This window comes from Microbacterium timonense (assembly GCF_900292075.1).
Taxonomy (GTDB): Bacteria; Actinomycetota; Actinomycetes; order Actinomycetales; family Microbacteriaceae; genus Microbacterium; species Microbacterium timonense.
In genome coordinates, this window is the sequence record NZ_OLMV01000003.1 from 590,979 (window position 1) to 610,833 (window position 19,855).

The window sequence follows — 19,855 nt, forward strand, 5'->3', positions numbered from 1 at the left end:
GTCCCCCAAGCTCGGGTCTCAGAGGCGCTCCGAGACCTCATCCTCCCGGGTCGACCTCTGGACGTCGGCGCCGCGCGTGGCCCCAGCCGCGGCGCCGACGTTGCTGTCTGGGCTCGGCGCCGTGGTGCGCGGCGCGCTGAGGTCGCGCGGCGCTGTGAGGTAGTGCTCGATGACGTAATCGGCGATCGCGAGGGAACTTGTCGCGGCCGGTGAGGGGGCGTTGCGCAGAAGCGTGACGGGTCCGACCTGGTCGACGGCGAAGTCGTCGAGGAGCTCGCCGGCGCGGCCCCACGCCTGGGCGCGCACGCCGGCAGCGGACTTGTGGGTCAGGTCGGAGGAGCGCAGCTCCGGGATGAAGCGGCGGGCCTTGCGGTAGTACAGCGGCTTGATCAGCGACCCCGAGATCTCGTCCACGCCCATCCGCCAGTGCTGCTTGGCCAGCGGCCAGGCGCCCGGCCACCGCAGCGACTCGATCGTGTCCTTCGCCGACCACTGCAGCCACGTGTACCCCTGCCGCGCGAGCGCCGGTACGGCGTTGGGACCGACGTGCACGTTGTCGTACACGCCACGGGTGAAGTGCACACCCAGGAACGGGAACCGGGGGTCGGGCACCGGGTAGATCATCCCCTTCACCAGGCCGGTGCGCTCGGGCGCGAGCTCCCAGTACTCGCCCCGGAACGGCAGGATCTTCGGCGACGGGTCAGCTCCCACCAACCGCGCCACCACGTCAGATTGCAGCCCGGCGCACACGATCACCCGGTCGAACACGTCCTCCGACACCGGCGTGACCACCCGCACCCGGCCGTTCTCCACCGCCATCGCGGTCACCTCGTGACCCAGCCGGATGTGCCCGCCCGCGGCACGCACGTCCTGCGCCATCGCCTCGGTGATCGACGCGTAGTCGACGACGGCGGTGTGCGGGGAATGCACCGCCGCGACCCCGGCGACGTGCGGCTCGATCTCCCGCATCCGCGCCGGATCGTCGACGCGCGCCAGATCCGGCACCCCGTTCTCCAGCGACCGCCGCTCGATCTCGGCAAGCGCCGGCAGCTCGGTCTCGTCCACCGCGACGACGAGCTTGCCCACCTCCCGGTAGGGCAGCCCCTTCTCCTCACAGAACTCCCGGATCGACACCCGCCCCGCCGCGCACAGCGTCGCCTTCAGCGACCCCGGCTTGTAGTACAGGCCGGCGTGCACCACACCCGAGTTGTGGCCCGTCTGGTGCTGCGCGAGCCGCGACTCCTTCTCCAGCACCGTCACCTCATCGCCGCGCGCGCTCAGCGCACGCGCCAGCGCCACCCCGACGATCCCCCCGCCGACGATTCCGGTCTTCCCCATACTGCGTCCTCACCGCCGCTGTCCTCACCCGAGTGTAGAAGCGCCGTCGGGAGAGCCGGCAACGTGCGCGCGACGACCCCGGGCGCGGGGTCGCCGGCGCGGCTCACTGCGCCGGCAGGCAGCCGCCGTCCATGATGATCCCGCCGAGGTCGATCGTGAGGACGCCGGTCGGGCCGTCGATGTCGCCGTACACGCAGCCGCCTCCCGGCGCGGCGGCGCCGAACAGCACGTCGCCCGCCCCCTCACGGATCTGCACGTCCGCCGCTCCGGCCTGCTCGAGGGCGGCGCGCACGCTCTCACCGGTGACGGATCCGCCGCCGGCCTGCAGCGACTGCAGTGCCGCCGTCGCATCGGCCAAGAGGGCGGCGCCGGCCGCCTTGGACGCCTCGTCCATCTCGATGCGCTGGCGGTAGAGGTCGTTCTGCGCCATCGCGGCGTCGGGGTCGTAGGGTGCGCACTCCGGCGGCAACTCGACACCCGGCTGCTCGGGGCAGGCGGCGGTGGGCGTCGGGGTCGGCGTCATGCCGGACGTGCGACTCGTGCCCGGCGCGGTTGTCCCGCACGCGCTGAGCGTGGCGATGGCCATCGCGAGGATGACGGTGACGAGAGAGGTACGGCGGTTCACGATTCCGTCCCCTTCCGGCGCGAGAGCGCCGTCGCTGCGTCCTCAGAACCTAACCGACGCGGCGGGGCGTGCGCTGTCCCCTTTTCGGGTGACGTCGGGTCGCGGCATCCCGTCCTCGCGGCGAGTGCCAGGACCTCGGGCGGTCGGCGCCGTCAGAGTCCTTCGGCGACGCGGGCGGCGATATCCGTGCGGTGTTGGGAACCCTCGAGCCCGATCTCTCCGAGCGCGCGGTAGACCCGGCCGCGGGCGTCGGCGAAGGTCGTGGCGACGCCGACGACATTGAGCACGCGCCCACCCGTGGCGACCAGGCCGCCGTCGGACTCGGCGGTCGCGGCGTGGGCGAGGTGCACCCCTGGCACCGACGCGGCTTCGCGCAGCCCCGTCAGCGGCCGGCCGGTCACGGGCGCCGCCGGATACCCCTCGCTCGCGAGCACCACGGTCACCGCGACATCATCGGCGAACGCCGGCCGAGGGTGGTCTTCGAGGTGGCCGGATGCCGCGGCCAGCAGCAGCTCCGACAGCGGGTCGACCAGGCGAGGAAGCACCACCTGCGTCTCGGGATCGCCGAAGCGAGCGTTGAACTCGATGACCTTCACCCCCGAGTCGGTCAGGATCAGCCCCGCGTAGAGCAGCCCGATGAACGGCGTGCCCTCGGCATCCAGCTGGCGGATGACCGGCTCGGCGATGTCACGCGTGACCAGATCGACGAACTCCTGCTCGCTGCCGAACCTGCCGTCCAGCCACGGGAGCGGCGAGTATGCGCCCATGCCGCCCGTGTTGGGGCCGGCGTCGCCGTCGAGCAGACGCTTGTAGTCCTGAGCCGGGCTGAGGGGAAGCACGTGGTCGCCGTCGCTGAGGAAGAAGAGCGACACCTCGGGTCCCGCGAGGAACTCCTCGATGAGCACCGCGCCCGAGGGCAGGTACTCGTCGGCGTGGGCGAGGGCCGCTTCGCGATCGGACGTCACGATGACGCCCTTCCCGGCGGCGAGCCCGTCCGCCTTGACCACGTGCGGAGCACCGAGCTCGTCGAACGCCGCCTCGACCTCGGCTCGCGTGTGCGCCCGGACTGCGCGTCCGGTGGGCACGCCCGCGGCATCCATGATCCGCTTGGCGAACGTCTTGGACCCCTCGAGCTGCGCGGCCGCCTTGCCGGGTCCGAAGGTCGGGATGCCGCGCTCCCGCACGGCGTCGGCGACCCCCGCGACGAGCGGCGCCTCCGGGCCGATGACGACGAGTGCGATGTCGTTCTCGATCGCGAAGTCCGTGACGGCGACCGGGTCGTTGGCATCCAGGGCGACCAGCTGAGCGTCCTGCCCGATGCCCGCGTTCCCGGGGGCCGCGAAGATCTCGTGCTCGGCCTCCTCCGACCGCAGCGCGAGGATGATGGCGTGCTCTCGCGCGCCCGAGCCGAGGACCAGGATCTTCACGGGCCCAGCCTACCGGCGGCCTTTCGGCGGCTTCGGGCGCTTCCGGCGTGAAAGCGTCGGGCTCGATCGTCGTCTGCGGCCTCTGCCGGTGCCGATATTGCGGATCGAGCCCGACGCTTTGACGCGTAGCGTGGAGGAGTGGCTCGCAAGATCTCGACCGAGGATGGCCGCGCCGCGCTGGACGCGGTCGCAGCGGCGGCTGCGGCCTCCATCCCGCCCTCCCGCACCGCCAACGCGACCGCCGTGCGGTACCTGTTGCAGCTCCTCGCCGAGAAGGCGCCCGGAAACTCGGTCGAGGTGCGGGTACCGCCGTTCGGTGCGGTGCAGGTCGTCGAGGGGCCGCGGCACACCAGAGGCACGCCGCCCAACGTCGTCGAGACGGACCCTGCGACATGGATCGCACTGGCGACCGGTGCGCAGAAGTGGACGGATGCCGCCACCGCGGGCCGCATCAGCGCCTCGGGTACGCGTGCCGACATCTCGCACCTGCTGCCCCTGCGCCCCTGAGCAACCCACCACGGGTCCCGGGCGAGTGGGACAATGGACGCATGCCCGAGCACAGCCAGGACCGGATCGAGAACGTGCGGATGCGCCGTGCACCGAAGATCTCGGTGTTCCTGATCGCGGGGGCCGCTCTCGGCATCCTCGTCGCGATGATCCTCACCTTCGCGTTCAACGGCACCGCCGAGCCCAGCCCCAACACGGGCCTGGAGTATTCGCAGGGTCAGGTGTTCGGATTCCTGCTGCTGCTGTGCGCGCCGATCGGCATCGCGTTGGGCGGCATCCTCGCGCTCATCCTGGATCGGCGGTCGCGCCGTCGCACCCACGAGGTGACCGTCGACCACTCGTCGGTCCACGTCGACCCCGAGCCGGGCACGAACGGGCACGGACCCGGTCACTGAGCAGCGCGCCCCGGTACGCCGCACGCGTGTGACGGCACATCCACGCGATCCCGCGCGGCGGCTTACGCCAGTTCGGCGATGATCGGGTGGATCGCCGCGTCGAAGGCCGCGACATCCCCGCGCAGACCGTCGGTGACCGCGATGGTGAGCGACCCGATCCACCACACGCCCCGCTGCGTCAAGGGCAGCACCTGCACATTGAGCTCGAACGAATGCGCCCGCCGGCCGACCTGGCGCTCGTGCTCGGCGATGGCGCCCGCGTACGCCCGATACACCGTGCCGGTGCTGTGCGACGCCTCGCGGCGGTAACGCTCCGCGGCCGACTGGGCGAACGCCATGGCCTCACGCGCGTGCGGGACGAACGCGTGGCGCAGCTCATCGCACCCCTCCACGGGCAGCGCGAGCATCATGTCGAAGCCGTCCACCAGCTCCAGTGGGACCGGCGACGGGTGCGCCTGCGGCTCGACCGTCATGGCCCAGTACTCGCGCCACTGTCGCTCCAGGGCCGCCTGCGCCTCCTCGGAGCGGTCGTTCGCCCGGGGCGCGATGCCGCGCAAGTGCGGAAGCTCCTCCGGAGAGCGGATGCCGAGCACCTGGCGCAGATAGAGGGCGAGAAGCACCGGCTGACCAGCGTCTTCGCGGATCAGCCACTCCGGAGCACCGGCGCCGCCCATACCCGTCATTCTAGTTCCGGCCGTCGACGTCGCGCCCGGCACACGGCGGCCGATGCGCGCGATTGGGCTGGATGCCGCACCCGCCCCTCCTGCGACCGCAACGCCCTTCGCAGGGGCGGGACATCGGGCATCCGCCCAGGTGGGCCGCCGGTAGGCTGGTCGTCGTGGCCTCATCCGAACGCGATGCCCCTTCCCGTACCGGAAACCCCGTGAACCCGTACACCGCTGCCGGCGTCGACACCGCTGCGGGCGACCTCGCCGTGGAGCTGATGAAGTCGGCCGTCCGCCGCACGCACGGGCCCGAGGTGCTGGGCGGTGTGGGCGGGTTCGCCGGGCTCTTCGACGCCGGGGCGCTCAAGGCCTACGACAAGCCCCTGCTCGCGACCAGCACCGACGGCGTGGGCACGAAGGTCGCCATCGCGCAGGCCATCGACAAGCATGACACCATCGGTCAGGACCTCGTCGGCATGGTCGTCGACGACATCGTCGTGGTGGGTGCCAAGCCGCTCTTCATGACGGACTACATCGCATGCGGCAAGGTGTTCCCCGAACGCATCGCCGACATCGTCCGTGGGATCGCCGCCGGGTGCGCCGAGACCGGGACCGCCCTCATCGGCGGCGAAACGGCGGAGCACCCCGGCCTGCTCGGCGTCAACGACTACGACGTGGCCGGCGCCGCCACCGGCGTCGTGGAGGCCGACCGCGTGCTGGGCGCGGACCGCGTCCGCGACGGCGACGTGGTGCTCGCCCTCGCCAGCTCGGGCCTGCACTCCAACGGCTACTCGCTCGTGCGGCACATCGTCGCGGGCGCCGGAGTGCAGTACGGCGACAATGCGGCAGATCTGGGAACGACCTGGGGCGAGGCCCTCCTCGAGCCCACCCGGCTGTACACCAAGCCCCTCCTGCAGCTCATCGCCGACCAGGGCGACCGCATCCACGCGCTCAGCCATGTCACCGGTGGCGGCATCGCGGCGAACCTCGCGCGCGTGCTGCCGCAGGGCACCTGGGCGGAGGTCGACCGGTCGACGTGGTCGCCGCCGCCGGTGTTCCGCGTCCTCGCCGAGCTCGGCGACCTCGACCTGCCGTCCACGGAGGGCACCTGGAACCTCGGCGTCGGCTTCCTGGTGGTCATGGCTCCCGAGAAGGCGGCGGCCGCGGCATCCGCTCTCTCCCGCGGCGGCATCGACACCTGGCAGGTCGGAGTGGTGCGCGAAGGAGCGCGCCCCGACGGCGACTGGGAGCAGGGCGCCAAGGGCGTCGACGGCGGCGCGGTGCGTCTCGTCGGCGCGTACGCAGACCAGACGGCTCGCTGAGCCCGGCACGGACGAACGAAGGCAAGCAACACCCATGTGCGGAATCGTCGGGATGGTGGGCCGCGGGTCGGTCAACCAGGAGATCTACGACTCGCTCCTCCTCCTGCAGCATCGCGGTCAGGACTCCACCGGCATCTCGACCGCCGAGCGCAACGGCGTCGTGCACATGCACAAGGTCAAGGGCCAGGTGCGGGAGTCGTTCCGCACGCGCGACATGCGCGCGCTCCTCGGCGAGATCGGCCTCGGCCACGTGCGCTACGCCACGAAGGGGACGGCATCCAACGAGGAGGAAGCGCAGCCGTTCTACGTGAACGCCCCGTACGGCATCGTCCTCGTGCACAACGGCAACCTCACCAACACGCGCGAGCTGACGCAGGAGCTCTTCCACAAGGATCGCCGTCACCTCAACACGAGCTCCGACACCGAGCTGCTCGTCAACGTGCTCGCCAACGAGCTGCAGGCGTCGATCTCGGGACTCGAGCTCGATCCCGACCAGGTCTTCCAGGCGGTCAGCCGGGTGCATGAGCGGGTCGAGGGGTCGTACGCCGCCATCGCCCTGATCGCCGGGTACGGTCTGCTGGCGTTCCGCGACCCGTTCGGCATCCGTCCCCTCATCCTCGGCACGCGCAAGCACGAAGACGGGCACTACGAGTGGGTCGTGACGAGCGAGTCGCTCGTGCTCGAGAACGGCGAGTTCGAGATCGTGCGCGACGTCGATCCGGGCGAAGCGGTCTTCATCGACCTCGAGGGCAACCTGCACACCCGCCAGTGCGCGGCCGATGCGAAGCTCGTGCCGTGCTCGTTCGAGTACGTGTACCTGGCGCGCCCCGACTCCGTCATGAACGGCATCTCGGTGTACGAGGCGCGGCTGCGCATGGGCGACCGACTGGCCGAGACCATCGCCAAGCACACGCCGCGTGAGGCCATCGACGTCGTGATGCCGATCCCGGACTCTTCGCGCCCCGCTGCGATGCAGGTGGCCCGCAAGCTGGGCATCGAGTACCGCGAGGGCTTCTACAAGAACCGCTACGTCGGTCGCACCTTCATCATGCCGGGCCAGGCGGTGCGCAAGAAGAGCGTGCGACAGAAGCTCAACGCCATGTCGAGCGAGTTCAAGGGCAAGAACGTGCTGCTCATCGACGACTCCATCGTGCGCGGCACGACGTCGAAGGAGATCATCCAGATGGCCCGGGATGCCGGGGCCAAGAGCGTGACGTTCGCCTCCGCCGCGCCGCCGGTGCGCTACCCGCACGTGTACGGCATCAACATGCCGTCGCGTCACGAGCTGGTCGCGCACGGTCGCACGATCCCCGAGATCGCCGAGGAGCTCGGCGCCGACTTCGTCGTGTACCAGGAGGTCGAGGACCTGAAGGCCGCGATCCTCGAGGGATCCGACATCGAGGACCTCGACATGAGCTGCTTCGACGGACGCTACATCACCGGCACCGTCACCGAGGAGTACCTCGCATGGGTGGAGGGCTCCCAGGAGAGCTGACGCGCGCCCCGACGACGACGCGTGCCCGTTCGGGTGTCACGACACGCGGTGTCGCGGCGGGCGTTGCGGCGTGTTGCGCCACCTGAAGCCCGGCGCCAGAGCGCGGTGGGCGGGGACCGGGTCGCATGCGCCGGGGCGTCGCTCGGCGGCCATAGGGTGGTACGAGTGAAGTCGTCGCCCCCTGCCCGTCCGCTCTGGCAGGGACGCACCCTCGCCCTTCTCGGCATCGTGCTGTTCGCGTTCTCGCTGCGGTCGGCCGTCGCCTCGTTGTCGCCGCTGTTCGACCACATCGCCGCCGACTTCGAGCTTCCCGCAGCGGTGGTCGGCCTCATCGGCACCGCGCCGCCGGTGTGCTTCGCGATCTTCGGCCTGCTCACGCCCGCCCTCGAGCGCCGGTTCGGCCTCGAGAGGCTCGCCGTCGCCGCGATGACGGTCGTGACGGTCGGCCTCGTCGCGCGCAGCCTGGCGCCCAACTCAGGACTGCTGCTCGCCGGAACAGCGCTGGTGTTCGCCGCCGTCGGCACCGGCAACATCCTGCTGCCGCCGCTGGTGAAGCGCTACTTCCCCGATCGCATCGGGCTCATGACCACGGTGTTCTCGACGACCATGTCCGTCGCGACGTTCGTACCGCCGCTCATCGCGGTGCCCGTGGCGGATGCCGCGGACTGGCACTTCTCTCTCGGCCTGTGGGCCGTCTTCGCCCTGGTGGCCATGGTGCCGTGGATCGGATTGGCGGTCCGCCGTGCCGCCGACGCCCGCGCGGACCGAGCCGCGCGCACCTCGCCCGGAGCCGACGACGAGGTCGAGCAGGCCAGCCCCCGCGCCTTCGGGCGGATGTGGCGTCTGCCGCTCGCCTGGGCGCTCCTCATCTCGTTCGCGGTGTCGAGCACCGTCGCCTACACGTCGTTCGCGTGGATGCCGAAGATGCTGGTCGACATCGCCGGCGTCGCGCCGGTGACGGCCGGGGCCCTGCTGTCGCTGTTCGGGTTCATGGGGCTTCCGGCATCCCTCGTCGTGCCGCTGCTCGTGACGCGCCGGAACGCGACGCGCCTGCTGTTCGGCATCGCGGTGACGACCGGGCTCGTCGGACTGGCCGGTCTGCTGTTCGTCCCCACGGTGGCGCCGTGGCTCTGGGTGGGATTGGTGGGGCTCGCGCCGCTGCTGTTCCCCCTGGTGCTGGTGCTGCTGGGCCTGCGCACCCGGACGCACGAGGGCGCCGTGGCGCTCAGCGGATTCGTGCAGAGCGGCGGCTATGCGATCGCCGCGCTGTTCCCGGTGGGCATCGGGCTGCTGCACGACGCGACCGACTCGTGGACGGCGCCGCTGATCATCCTGGCGATCGTCGTCGCCGCGGCGATTCCCGCCGGCGTCGTGGCGGCCCGACCGCACACGATCGAGGACGACTGGGAGCGTCGCCACGGCGCGTGGTGACGCCCCGTCGAGCGGCGTCCACCCGGCCTCGCGCCCGGCAGAGCCCGCGCGCAACCGGCGGTCGCCGAAATCCCGGCTGAGCCGGGCCGGCGCGACGGGTCGAGGCCTAGGCCTGTGACGAGACGGGCGAGGTCTCGTCCTCGTCTTCGTCGTTGTACTGATCCGCCCACTTGTCGACGTACTCGTCGTCGTTCGACGGGTGGCCGAGCTCGCGCTCGAGTGCGGAGTAGTTCACGTTGTACGTGTCGTACTTCAGCTCGCGAGCGATCTTGGTGTGCTTCGCCTTCTGACGGCCACGCCCCATGCGAGACCCCCTCATTTAGAGTCGCGGGCTATTTCTGCGGGCTCTGAGCCGCGCAAACCCGGGCATTCACGAATCCGGCTTCGAACCGGTAAGAGTAGCATTCAGGATAACACGGAGCCCCCGCACCCCGGCGGCTCCGACCCCACCGGTGCGCAAGGAGTGCGGGCATATGACCGATGAGGCATCCGAGCCGGACAGCGGCGCGGCGAGCGACGAGAGCCTGCGCGGCGCGGTCGTGGCCGGCGTCATCCCCGACCAGTCGCCGCGTGTGCTGAAGGAGGCTGCTCGCTACGCGAAGCTTCTCGGCGCTCCCCTGGCGGTCGTGCACGTCGACGTCACGCGCTTCGTCACCTACGAAGACCCCGACGGGTATGTGCACTCAGCGCCCATCGATCTCAACATCGCAGCGGGCGAGGGAGAGCTCACGAAGGTGCAGGATGCCGCGGCATCCGTCCTCGCCGAAGCAGGCGTCGACTGGACGGTGCGTCAGCTCGTCGGCGACCCCGCGATGGCGATCAAGCACTTCGCCGAGCAGGTCGATGCCCGGCTGCTGGTGGTGGGGACGCGCAAACGGGGCTTCGGTGAGTCGGTGCGCGAGTTCTTCACCGGCTCCGTCGGCGTGCGGCTGGCTCATCGTCAGCACCGCCCGATCCTCGTCGTGCCGTTGGGTGAGCCGGTCCCGGACGACGAGGAGATCTGGCCGGCCTGAGCGAGCAGACGCAGAGACCTGGGGCCACAGCCCGCACACTCGCCGACCGACGACCCGGCCCGCCCCGCCGGGAGGCGGAACGGGCCGGGGAGCGTCAGCCGCGGAGGGCGCGCGTCACGTCGCGCGCGACCCGGTCGAGCTCCGTGGCCACCTGGTCGACGACCGCCGCCGCCAGTTCGCCGCCGCGGGCGACGTGGGTGCGGGCGTCGCTGCGCAGGTTCGCGCGGAACGTGTTGACGAGCACGTCCAGCCGCTGCAGCTGCTCGCGGCTGCGCACGCGGGGGTCGTCCTCGCGTGCCTGCTGGCGCGTCGACTCGCGCTCTTCGCGGGACGCCGCGGCCAGGTCGGCGCGCAGACTCTTCATCGCTTCGCGCACACTTCCACGCACCTCTTCGGCGATCAGTCGCACCGAGTCGGCGAGACCCGCCTCGATGCCCTCGAGCTCACCGGCTCGCGACTGCACCTCGGCGTGGCCGGCCTCGGTGATCTCGTAGACCGTCTTGCGGCCCTCGACAGTCTTGGTCACGAGACCCTCCTCTTCAAGCTTGGCCAGCCGGGGATAGATGGTGCCGGCGCTCGGGGTGTAGGTGCCCCCGGTGCGATCGGACAGGGCCTGCATGATGTCGTAGCCGTGACGCGGCCCCTCATCGAGCAGGTTCAGCAGGTACAGGCGCAGGTCGCCGTGCGAGAAGACCGGAGCCATCACAGCTCGCCTCCGTCGAAGCCGGACGCCGCCTCACCGGCTGGCGTCTGATCGATGCCGGGAGCATCGGCCGGGGCGCCGCTGACCGAGGATGCGGCATCCGGCACGGTCTCGGCGGCACGTCGCAGCACGGTGACATCGCCCGAGACGCTGTGCGCCCGCACGTCGGCGAAGCTGCCGCTCAGTTCGCCCACCGACCCGGAGTAGTTCGTCGTGGGGCCGGTGCCGGTGCCCGAGCGCACGACGCCGTCCACCTGGACGCGGCCGCTGACGCTGCGGATGACGAAGTTGGCGGGGTAGCCCTCGTCCAGACGCACCGTGGCGTTGCCGCTGACGGTGTTGAGGCCGACCGAGAGGATGTCGCCGGCCGAGTCCACGAGCATCGCGCCCGAGACGGTGTCGATGGTCGCCTTGCGGAGCGTGCCGGTCGCCGCGACGTCGCCCGACACGCTGTTGGCGTTCAGCCCACCGACGAGACCGCGCACCTGGACGTCTCCGGAGACGGCGTTGACCGACAGGTCGCCGTTGAGCCCGTCGACGATGATGTCGCCCGAGACGGTGTTGAGCGAGGCGCCGGCGTTCAGACCGGCCACCAGCGCATTGGCGCTCACGACACCCAGGGTGAGGGCGACCTCGCGCGGTACGGCGACGCTGATCTCGGCCTTGGGGCCGGTGGCGGTGAAGTTGCGGAACACCTCGAGGAAGTTGTCCCACCGCAACTGCGGATGGTCGATCTCGACGTGATCGTCGGTGACCTCGATGCGCAGGTCCTTGATGGTCACCTCGTGCACTTCGATCCGGATGCCGGGCTCGTCGTGGGCGATCACATCGACCTGACCGCCCACGAGGCCGATCTTGAGGGTGCGCACGGTCTCGATGTCGATGACGCGTGTCTCGCCCGGGTGGATGATCCACTTCTCCAGGGTCATGACTGCTTCTCCTGTATTTCTCGGGGTGGTCTTCATCGCGATATATCGCGTAATGGAAGGGTAACACGATATATCGCGACTTCGTCAAGAACTTCTTCGAAAGATCGCTTGACCTTTACGTTGCGTCAACCTATAGCGTGGTCAGCGACGACGAACACAGGAAGGAGGTCGTCATGGCCGAGCAATGGTCCATCCAGCAGATCTCGAAGCTTGCGGGCACCACGAGCCGGACGCTGCGCCATTACGACGACATCGGACTGCTGCCGCCGTCGAGCACCGGTCACAACGGGTACCGGTACTACGACCAGGCCGCGCTCGTGCGCCTGCAGCGCATTCTGCTGCTGCGCGAGCTCGGGCTGAGGCTGCCGCAGATCGCCGAGGTCATCGAGCGCGAGAGCGAGGAGGTGCCGGCGCTCGAGGCGCATCTGGCGTGGCTGCGGCAGGAGCAGGACCGTCTGGAGCGGCAGATCGCGTCGGTCGAGTCCACGATCAGTGCGATGAGAGGAGGTGAACGACTGATGGCAGAGAACATGTTCGACGGCTTCGACCACACGAAGTACAAGGACGAGGTCGAGCAGCGCTGGGGCAAGAAGGCGTACGCCGACAGCGACCGCTGGTGGCGGTCCATGACCGCCGAGGAGAAGGCGGCGTGGCAGCAACGCGTCTCGGACCTGGGCCGCGACTGGATCGCCGCGGCGGAGTCCGGGATCGCGCCCGAGTCCGACGAAGCGCAGGCGCTGGCCGAGCGTCACGTGGAGTGGCTCACCGGCATCCCGGGAACGCCCGCGGCCGTGCCCGGTGGCGACGTGAAGGCGTACGTCCTCGGTCTCGGTGAGATGTACGTGGCTGATCCGCGCTTCGGTGCGAACTACGCGACCAGCCAGGGCGGCACGCAGGGCGCCGAGTTCGTCCGCGACACGCTCCGCATCTACGCGGAGGCCAATCTCTAGCGCGTCCGGGTGATCCCCGACAGCGAGGATGCCGCGTCCCACACGGGACGCGGCATCCGTCGTCTGATCCGGCTGTCGGCGATCAGGTGTTGCGGTTTCCGCTGATCACCCTGAACAGGAACGCGATCAGCGCGATGACGCCGACGATGATCGCGACCCACAGCAGCCAACTCAGCGCCGAATTGAGGCCGCCGACGATCGCAAGGATGATCGCGACGACGATGATGATGATCAGGGCGAGGTTCATGGAGCATCTCCTTCTGCGTCGCCGATGCACGGGATGCATCGGATGCCCGGGGGCATGCATCGACAGTGGCACCCGTGGTGCCGCCGTCCCAGGGGGTTGACGACCGTCCTTCGGCGGTGATAGCGCCGCGGGCACGGGCGAAAGACGGAGGGCGCGCCCGGCCGATCTAGGGCAACTCACCGTGATGGTCAACCCCCATGTCTCGGCCGGGGCTCCGTCATACGGTCGCGTCATGAGCACATCCGAGCCCCAGGACCCGACGACCGCGCACCGCACGGAGGGCTTTCCCGATCAGGACCAGGAGCAGCCCGGACTCACCGACGAGACGCGTCCGGAACCCGACCACGGTGAGCGCAGCTATCGCGGGGCGTCCCGCCTCACGGAGCGACGCGCCCTCATCACGGGCGCCGACTCGGGCATCGGAAGAGCGGTCGCGATCGCGTTCGCGCGGGAAGGCGCCGACGTCGCTCTGAGCTACCTGCCGGAGGAGCAGGAGGACGCGGACGAGACGGCGCGCTGGGTGAGCGAGGCGGGCACTCGAGCGCTTCCGCTGGCCGGCGACCTGCGAGACGAGGCGTTCTGCGCCGAGATCGTCGAGCGCACCGTGAGCGAGCTCGGGGGCCTCGACGTCCTCGTGCTGAACGCGGCCTATCAGAAGGACCGCAACGGTCTGGAGAACCTCGAAACCGAGGAGCTCGACCGCGTCTTCCGCACCAATCTGTACGCGCCGATGTTCACGGCGCGAGCGGCCATCCCCCACCTGAAGCCAGGTTCCTCGATCATCGTCACCACGTCGGTCCAGGCCTTCAACCCCTCGCCGGGCCTCATCGACTACGCGATGACCAAGGCCGCCCATGTGGCGTTCGTCAAGGCGCTCGCGCAGGAGCTGGGCCCGAAGGGCATCCGGGTGAACGGGGTCGCCCCCGGGCCGATCTGGACGCCCCTCATCCCCGCGACGGGCTGGGACGCCGAGCGCCTCGCATCGTTCGGCAAGGACACGCCGCTGGGGCGCGCGGGGCAGCCGGCGGAGCTCGCCGGCGCCTACGTGTACCTGGCGAGTGAGCACGCGTCGTACACGTCGGGTGCGATCCTGCCGGTCACCGGCGGGAAGGGACTGTGACGTCTGCGCCTTCCCGGCGCGACAGGAGAGAAGGAGGATGCCATGCCAGGGCGACGCGGGTCGAACCTGAAGGACCGCGAGATGTACGAGGAGCTCCGCGAGGACGGAGCCTCCAAGGAGAAGGCCGCGCGCATCTCGAACGCGGCAGCCAGCCGCGGCCGCAAGAACGTCGGCAAGCAGGGTGGCCAGGCCAAGGACTACGACGACCGCACCGTGCCCGAGCTGCGCAAACGTGCGAAGGAGCTCGGCATCACGGGATACTCGGGCAAGAAGAAGTCCGAGCTCATCTCGATGATCCGCAACCACTGACGCCGCCGTCGGCGACCGCGGACCCGGCATCCGGGCTTCTCGAAGGGAGTGGGGGATGCCGAGACTCGCGCGCGTGCGGCCTTTCGTCGATCCCGGCATCCGCCGGGTGAGGTCGGGATCCGGGTTCCGCTATCTCGATGCGAGGGGCCGCACGCCGGCGCAGCGGCACCTGGAGCGCATCCACAAGCTGGTGATCCCGCCGGCATGGCAGGACGTCTGGATCAGCGAGCGCGCGGACGGGCACATCCAGGCGGTGGGTACCGACGACGCCGGGCGGCGCCAGTACATCTATCACCCCGATTGGACGGCCGGACGCGACCGCGGCAAGTTCGCCCGCGCCCTCGCGCTCGCCGAAGCGCTCCCGCGCGCGCGAGCGCGTGTCACGACGTCGTTGCGACGAGAGGCCCTCGACCGCGAACGGGTGCTCGCCGTCGCTTTCCGGCTGCTCGACGACGCCGCCCCGCGCATCGGGTCCGAACGTTACCTCGCCGCGCACGGCAGTCGCGGCCTGACCACCCTGCAGCGACGGGATGCCGCGGTCGAGGCATCCGTCATCACCTTCGCCTTTCCCGGCAAGAGCGGCAAGCGTCAGCTGCTGCAGATCGACGACGCCGAGCTCGCCGCCGCGATCGAGCTGCTGGCAGCGGGCCGCCCGCGATCGCCGCTGCTCGCGTGGGACCGCGGCCGCCGACGTGTTCCGCTCACGCCCGCCGAGGTCAACGCCTACGTCCGGGCCCTGACGGGTGGCCGGTTCACCGCGAAGGACTTCCGCACCCTGCGCGGCACCATCCTGGCCGCCGACGCGCTGGCACGCATCGGCACCGTCGACACCAAGACCGATCTCAAGCGCGCCGAGGTCCTGGCCGTCCGGGCGACCGCCGAAGCGCTCGGCAACACCCCCTCGGTCGCCCGCGGCTCGTACATCGACCCGCGCGTGTTCGCGCGCTACCGCGACGGCCATCTGCTCGACCTGTCGAAGACCCCCGAGTCCGCCATTCGCGCCCTGCTGCTGCCCGGCCGCTGAAGGCCGCAGGCGGCGCCGCTTCCTCGGCGAATCGCAGCCCGGAGTAGCGTGAACGCATGGCCCAGCCCGTCGATCCGCGCGTGCTGGGGCTCACGATCGCCGGGGGTGCGGTGGGCGTGCTCGCTCGCGGGCTGATCGTGATGCCGATCACCGATCCGGCCGTCGTGCCGTGGGTCACGCTCGCGATCAACGCGGTCGGGTCGCTCCTGCTCGGCGTCATCGTGGGCTGGCTCGCCGACCGGCACCCGCTCACCCGGTCGTTCCTCGGCACCGGAGTGATGGGCGGCTTCACGACATACAGCGCATTCGCGGTGGCGCTCGCCGGGTGGGCGGCAACGCCGTGGCTCGCCGCCGGGCTGGCGGCGGCATCCGTCCTCGCGGGCGTCGCCGGAGCCATCGCCGGCCTCTTCCTCGGACGCCGCATCGCCGACGTGCCCGGCGAGGTCGAGGCAGTGGAGGACGCCCAGTGACCCGGTGGCTGCTGGCGGCCGCGCTCGCCGGCGGCGCCGGGGCGGGGCTGCGCTACCTCGTGGATCGCCTCGTCACGCCGCGCGGGGCGCGCTTTCCCTGGGGCATCTTCGTCGTCAACGTGTCGGGCTCCTTCGCGCTGGGCCTGCTGACGGGCCTGGGCGCGGCGGTGGCGCCGGAGTGGTCGATGACGCTCGGGCTCGGCCTCTTGGGCGGGTATACGACCTTCAGCACCGTCTCCGTCGAGACCGTGCTCCTCGCTCAGCGCCGTCGCCGGCGGGATGCCGTGCTCAACCTGTTCGGAACGCTCGTGGCCGCCGCCGCCGCGGCCGGTGTCGGGCTGCTGCTGGGTGGCGCGCTCACGGCCGGGTGAGGTGCCCGCGCTCAGGCGGTTCACATGAGAACCGCATGAAATACTGACATCGATACATCTCCGTATCGTGCGGGTTCACCGCCGGGTCGCGCCTCTCCGCGCGAAGCGGGGGACCGAGACCGCCCCTTGCCACACTTCACCCAGCGAAGGCATCCGTGTCCAACCTCGCCGTCCTGAGTCTCAAGAACCGCGCGCTCATCGCGCTCATCACGATCGTCGCCGCCATCTTCGGCGGGCTTGCGCTGACCAACCTCAAACAGGAGCTCATCCCCTCGATCGAGTTCCCGGCGCTGATCGTCGTCTCGACGTATCCGGGCGCCTCGCCCGAGGTGGTCAGCAACGACGTGTCGGTGCCGATCGAGACCGCGGTCCAGGGCATTCCGGGGCTCGAGTCGACGACCGCGACGAGCACGACGAACGCCTCGATCGTGCAGGCGTCCTTCACCTACGGCACCGATCTCGCGACGGCCGAGCAGAAGATGACGCAGGCCATCAACCGCATCAAGAGTCAGTTGCCCGACGGCGTCGACCCGAACGTCATCTCCGCGAGCATCGATGACTTCCCGGTGATCCAGCTGGCGGTCACCGGCTACGACGACGAGGCGACGATCCAGGCGCAGCTCGAGGCATCGGTCATCCCGGATCTCGAGGATGTCGCGGGCGTCAACGCCGCGGAGATCGTCGGCGGAGTGGGCCAACGGGTCACGATCACCCCGGACCAGGCGGCGCTGGCCGAGGCGGGATACACCCAGCAGGCGATCCGTGACGCACTCGACCAGAACGGCGTGCTGTTCCCGGGCGGTGAGATCACCGAGGGCGACGAGACGCTCACGGTGCAGACCGGCGCGAAGATCTCGTCGGTCGACGAGATCGCGGCGCTGCCCCTGGTGCCGTCGACCGCCGACCAGTTCATCACCGGTCCGAAGAGCATCGGGGATGTCGCCACCGTCGTCGAAGAGGCCGACCCCGTCACGACGATCTCGCGCGTCAACGGAGAGCCGGCGCTCACGATCGCGGTGACGAAGCTGCCCGCGGCCAACACGGTCGACGTGTCGCGCGGGGTGCTCGAGGTGCTGCCGGAGCTGGAGAAGAAGCTCGACGGCGCCGAGTTCAAGGTCGTGTTCGACCAGGCGCCCTACATCCAGGAGTCGATCGACACCCTCGCGAAGGAGGGGCTGCTCGGCCTCGTCTTCGCGGTGATCGTGATCTTCATCTTCCTGCTGTCGGTCCGCTCGACCCTGGTCGCGGCGATCTCGATCCCGACCAGCATCCTCATCACGTTCATCGGACTGCAGGCGTTCGGCTACTCGCTGAACATCCTGACCCTCGGCGCGATCACGATCGCGATCGGGCGCGTGGTCGACGACTCCATCGTCGTGATCGAGAACATCAAGAGGCATTACGTCGGCGACGCCGACAAGGGCGCCTCCATCCGCCGGGCGGTGCGCGAGGTGGCCTCGGCCATCACCGCGTCGACGATCGTGACCGTCGCGGTGTTCCTGCCGATCGCGTTCGTCGGCGACGTCACGGGCGAGCTGTTCCGCCCGTTCGCGATGACCGTGACCATCGCCATGACCGCATCGCTGTTCGTGGCGCTCACGATCGTGCCGGTGCTCGCGTACTGGTTCCTCAAGCCCGGCAAGCCGATCCTGGATGCCGAGGGCGTCGCGGTCGATCCGGAGGACGCAGCCGCGCCGCCGAGCCGCCTGCAGAGGTCGTATCTGCCGATCCTCCGCTGGACGCTCAAGCACTCGTGGATCACCCTGGTGCTCGCCGTGCTCGTGCTCGTCGGCACGATCGCCGCGGCGCCGTTCATGAAGACGAACTTCCTCGGCGACTCCGGCCAGAACACGTTCACGATGACCCAGGACATCGGCCCGGCGCCTTCCCTCGAGGCCGAGAGCGCCGCGGCGGAGCAGGTCGAGGAGGTGCTCCTCGGTATCGACGGCATCGAGACCGTGCAGGTCTCGATCGGCTCGAGCGGCTCGGCTCTGCGCGACGCCTTCTCGGGCGGCGGCAGCGGCATCACTTACTCGATCACCACCGACCCCGGGGCCGACCAGGTGGCCCTCCGGGAAGAGGTGCAGAAGGCGGTCGCCGACCTCGACGACGCGGGCGAGATCTCGGTGGCTGCGGGTGGCGGCGGGTTCGGCTCGACCGACATCGCCATCGACGTCACGGCACCGGACTCGTCGACACTGCAGGACGCGACGGATGCTGTCATCTCGGCCGTCGAGGGAGCCGACGGCGTGGGCCAGGTGACGAGCAATCTGTCGGCCTCGCTGCCGTACATCGCCGTGACCGTGGACCGTGACAAGGCCGCGGAGCTCGGCCTCTCGGAGGTCGCGGTCGGCGCGCTGGTGTCGAACACGATGCAGCCGCAGTCGATCGGCACGGTCGAGATCGACGACACGGCCCTCACCGTCTACCTCGCGGCGTCCGAGACGCCGGCGTCGATCGACGACCTGCGCCGGCTGCAGGTGCCGAGCGCCACCGGCCCGATCCCGCTCGAGCAGGTCGCGACCGTCGAGGAGAGTGAAGGCCCGACCTCGATCACCACGGAGGGCGGGCAGCGCACGTCCACGGTCACGGTGACCCCGTCGACCGACGATCTGCAGACCGCCACGGCTTCGGTCACGACGGCGCTCGCCGACGCCGACCTGCCCGCGGCAGCCGACGCCGCCCTCGGCGGGGTCGTCACACAGCAGCAGGACGCGTTCTCGCAGCTGGGCCTGGCGCTGCTGGCCGCGATCCTCATCGTCTACATCGTGATGGTGGCCACCTTCAAGTCGCTGCGTCAGCCGCTGCTGCTGCTGGTCTCGGTGCCGTTCGCCGCGACCGGCGCGATCCTGCTGCAGATCGTCACGGGCGTGCCGCTCGGTGTCGCGTCGCTCATCGGCGTGCTGATGCTCATCGGCATCGTGGTGACAAACGCGATCGTGCTCGTGGACCTCGTGAACCAGTACCGCGAGAAGGGCCTGTCGGCGCACGACGCCACGGTCGCGGGCGGCTCGCGCCGACTCCGTCCGATTCTCATGACGGCACTGGCGACGATCTTCGCGCTGACGCCCATGGCGCTCGGCATCACCGGACAGGGCGGATTCATCTCGCAGCCGCTGGCCATCGTCGTCATCGGCGGTCTGGTGTCGTCGACGGTGCTGACGCTGCTGGTGCTCCCGACCCTCTACAACCTCGTGGAGGGGGCGAAGGAGCGCCGCACCGCACGTCGCCACGGGGGTGACGACAACGACGGACCCGGCGGTTCCGGCGGCGCTGGCGCCGATGGTCCGCGCGGCGGGACGGATGCCGAGGCCGCGGGCGTGCTCGTCGGTGCGGGCGCCGGTGCCGGCGTCGCGGCGGGCGGGTCGGTCCCGGTGTTCGAGACGCGGCGTGCGCGGCGGCAGCGGGAGGCCGCCACCGGTTCCATCGCCGTCGCGAGCGCCGACGTCGCCGTCCCCGCGATCGAGGAGGGCCCCGACGTCGAGGTCTCCGCCTCCGAGCCCGCTCCGGCGGG

General features: G+C 70.4%; 20 protein-coding genes and 1 pseudogene. 13 read left to right on the top strand and 8 right to left on the bottom strand.

All coding sequences use genetic code 11. The features are described 5' to 3' along the window. Positions 1–18 precede the first annotated feature (18 nt). The 3 genes from lhgO to purD form a co-directional block, all read right to left on the bottom strand. Entirely contained in the window at positions 19–1,338 is a 1,320-nt protein-coding gene (lhgO, locus tag C9992_RS12020) for an L-2-hydroxyglutarate oxidase (RefSeq protein WP_106815804.1), read from the bottom strand. A 103-nt stretch (positions 1,339–1,441) separates the two neighbouring features. After that, positions 1,442–1,963, bottom strand: a complete 522-nt coding sequence (locus C9992_RS12025; protein ID WP_106815805.1) for a hypothetical protein — start codon at positions 1,961–1,963, stop codon at positions 1,442–1,444. Positions 1,964–2,115: 152 nt separating this feature from the next. Continuing rightward, the gene (gene purD, locus C9992_RS12030; RefSeq protein WP_106815806.1) at positions 2,116–3,390 is read right to left on the bottom strand and encodes a phosphoribosylamine--glycine ligase; all 1,275 of its coding nucleotides are present in this window, start codon (positions 3,388–3,390) and stop codon (positions 2,116–2,118) included. 138 nt (positions 3,391–3,528) lie between these two features. On the opposite strand from purD, the gene C9992_RS12035 reads away from it, so the two are divergent. Continuing rightward, entirely contained in the window at positions 3,529–3,897 is a 369-nt protein-coding gene (locus C9992_RS12035) for a sterol carrier family protein (protein ID WP_106815807.1), read from the top strand. Positions 3,898–3,938: 41 nt separating this feature from the next. Further along, positions 3,939–4,292 carry an Asp23/Gls24 family envelope stress response protein gene (locus C9992_RS12040; protein WP_106815808.1) on the top strand — a complete coding sequence of 118 codons (354 nt, stop codon included), beginning with the start codon at positions 3,939–3,941 and terminating at the stop codon, positions 4,290–4,292. Between the two features lie 62 nt (positions 4,293–4,354). Here the strand turns inward: C9992_RS12040 and C9992_RS12045 are convergent, their stop codons facing one another. Continuing rightward, positions 4,355–4,966 (bottom strand): zinc-binding alcohol dehydrogenase, encoded by a 612-nt coding sequence (locus C9992_RS12045; RefSeq protein WP_106815809.1) that lies wholly within the window; start codon positions 4,964–4,966, stop codon positions 4,355–4,357. Positions 4,967–5,130: 164 nt separating this feature from the next. Between C9992_RS12045 and purM the strand changes: the two genes are divergently transcribed. The 3 genes from purM to C9992_RS12060 all read left to right on the top strand — a co-directional run bounded on the left by purM (position 5,131) and on the right by C9992_RS12060 (position 9,205). Then, positions 5,131–6,279: a phosphoribosylformylglycinamidine cyclo-ligase gene (purM, locus tag C9992_RS12050; protein WP_268807190.1), complete on the top strand. Its 1,149-nt coding sequence runs from the start codon at positions 5,131–5,133 to the stop codon at positions 6,277–6,279. A 34-nt stretch (positions 6,280–6,313) separates the two neighbouring features. Then, positions 6,314–7,774: an amidophosphoribosyltransferase gene (gene purF, locus C9992_RS12055; RefSeq protein WP_106815811.1), complete on the top strand. Its 1,461-nt coding sequence runs from the start codon at positions 6,314–6,316 to the stop codon at positions 7,772–7,774. Positions 7,775–7,939: 165 nt separating this feature from the next. After that, the gene (locus C9992_RS12060) at positions 7,940–9,205 is read left to right on the top strand and encodes an MFS transporter (protein ID WP_106815812.1); all 1,266 of its coding nucleotides are present in this window, start codon (positions 7,940–7,942) and stop codon (positions 9,203–9,205) included. 106 nt (positions 9,206–9,311) lie between these two features. Here C9992_RS12060 and C9992_RS12065 read toward each other — a convergent pair whose 3' ends face one another. Then, positions 9,312–9,509 carry a DUF3073 domain-containing protein gene (locus C9992_RS12065; protein ID WP_106815813.1) on the bottom strand — a complete coding sequence of 66 codons (198 nt, stop codon included), beginning with the start codon at positions 9,507–9,509 and terminating at the stop codon, positions 9,312–9,314. 169 nt (positions 9,510–9,678) lie between these two features. Between C9992_RS12065 and C9992_RS12070 the strand changes: the two genes are divergently transcribed. After that, positions 9,679–10,218, top strand: a complete 540-nt coding sequence (locus tag C9992_RS12070; RefSeq protein ID WP_106815814.1) for a universal stress protein — start codon at positions 9,679–9,681, stop codon at positions 10,216–10,218. 94 nt (positions 10,219–10,312) lie between these two features. On the opposite strand, the gene C9992_RS12075 is transcribed toward C9992_RS12070, so the two are convergent. Together C9992_RS12075 and C9992_RS12080 are read right to left on the bottom strand one after the other, a co-directional pair. Beyond that, positions 10,313–10,921 carry a PadR family transcriptional regulator gene (locus tag C9992_RS12075; RefSeq protein ID WP_106815815.1) on the bottom strand — a complete coding sequence of 203 codons (609 nt, stop codon included), beginning with the start codon at positions 10,919–10,921 and terminating at the stop codon, positions 10,313–10,315. Further along, the gene (locus C9992_RS12080) at positions 10,921–11,850 is read right to left on the bottom strand and encodes a DUF4097 family beta strand repeat-containing protein (protein ID WP_106815816.1); all 930 of its coding nucleotides are present in this window, start codon (positions 11,848–11,850) and stop codon (positions 10,921–10,923) included. Before C9992_RS12080 ends, C9992_RS12075 begins: the two co-directional genes overlap by 1 nt. Before the next feature lie 173 nt (positions 11,851–12,023). Here C9992_RS12080 and C9992_RS12085 point away from each other — a divergent pair, with 173 nt between their 5' ends. Next, entirely contained in the window at positions 12,024–12,800 is a 777-nt protein-coding gene (locus tag C9992_RS12085; RefSeq protein WP_106815817.1) for a MerR family transcriptional regulator, read from the top strand. Positions 12,801–12,882: 82 nt separating this feature from the next. On the opposite strand, the gene C9992_RS18245 is transcribed toward C9992_RS12085, so the two are convergent. Beyond that, entirely contained in the window at positions 12,883–13,047 is a 165-nt protein-coding gene (locus C9992_RS18245) for a hypothetical protein (protein ID WP_200826306.1), read from the bottom strand. A 232-nt stretch (positions 13,048–13,279) separates the two neighbouring features. Between C9992_RS18245 and C9992_RS12090 the strand changes: the two genes are divergently transcribed. The 6 genes and pseudogenes from C9992_RS12090 to C9992_RS12115 all read left to right on the top strand — a co-directional run. Further along, positions 13,280–14,167, top strand: coding sequence for an SDR family oxidoreductase (locus tag C9992_RS12090; RefSeq protein WP_106815933.1), 888 nt, complete (start codon positions 13,280–13,282; stop codon positions 14,165–14,167). Between the two features lie 42 nt (positions 14,168–14,209). Further along, positions 14,210–14,476 (top strand): DUF7218 family protein, encoded by a 267-nt coding sequence (locus tag C9992_RS12095; RefSeq protein ID WP_106815818.1) that lies wholly within the window; start codon positions 14,210–14,212, stop codon positions 14,474–14,476. Positions 14,477–14,531: 55 nt separating this feature from the next. Next, positions 14,532–15,500, top strand: a complete 969-nt coding sequence (locus tag C9992_RS12100) for a DNA topoisomerase IB (protein WP_106815819.1) — start codon at positions 14,532–14,534, stop codon at positions 15,498–15,500. Positions 15,501–15,556: 56 nt separating this feature from the next. Further along, complete coding sequence (locus C9992_RS12105; protein ID WP_106815820.1) at positions 15,557–15,970, top strand: fluoride efflux transporter FluC; 414 nt, start codon at positions 15,557–15,559, stop codon at positions 15,968–15,970. Further along, positions 15,967–16,341, top strand: coding sequence for a fluoride efflux transporter CrcB (crcB, locus tag C9992_RS12110; protein ID WP_106815821.1), 375 nt, complete (start codon positions 15,967–15,969; stop codon positions 16,339–16,341). Before C9992_RS12105 ends, crcB begins: the two co-directional genes overlap by 4 nt. Positions 16,342–16,496: 155 nt before the next feature. Beyond that, a pseudogene (locus C9992_RS12115) lies at positions 16,497–19,661 on the top strand (efflux RND transporter permease subunit); the annotation flags it as partial. Between the last annotated feature and the right edge of the window lie 194 nt (positions 19,662–19,855).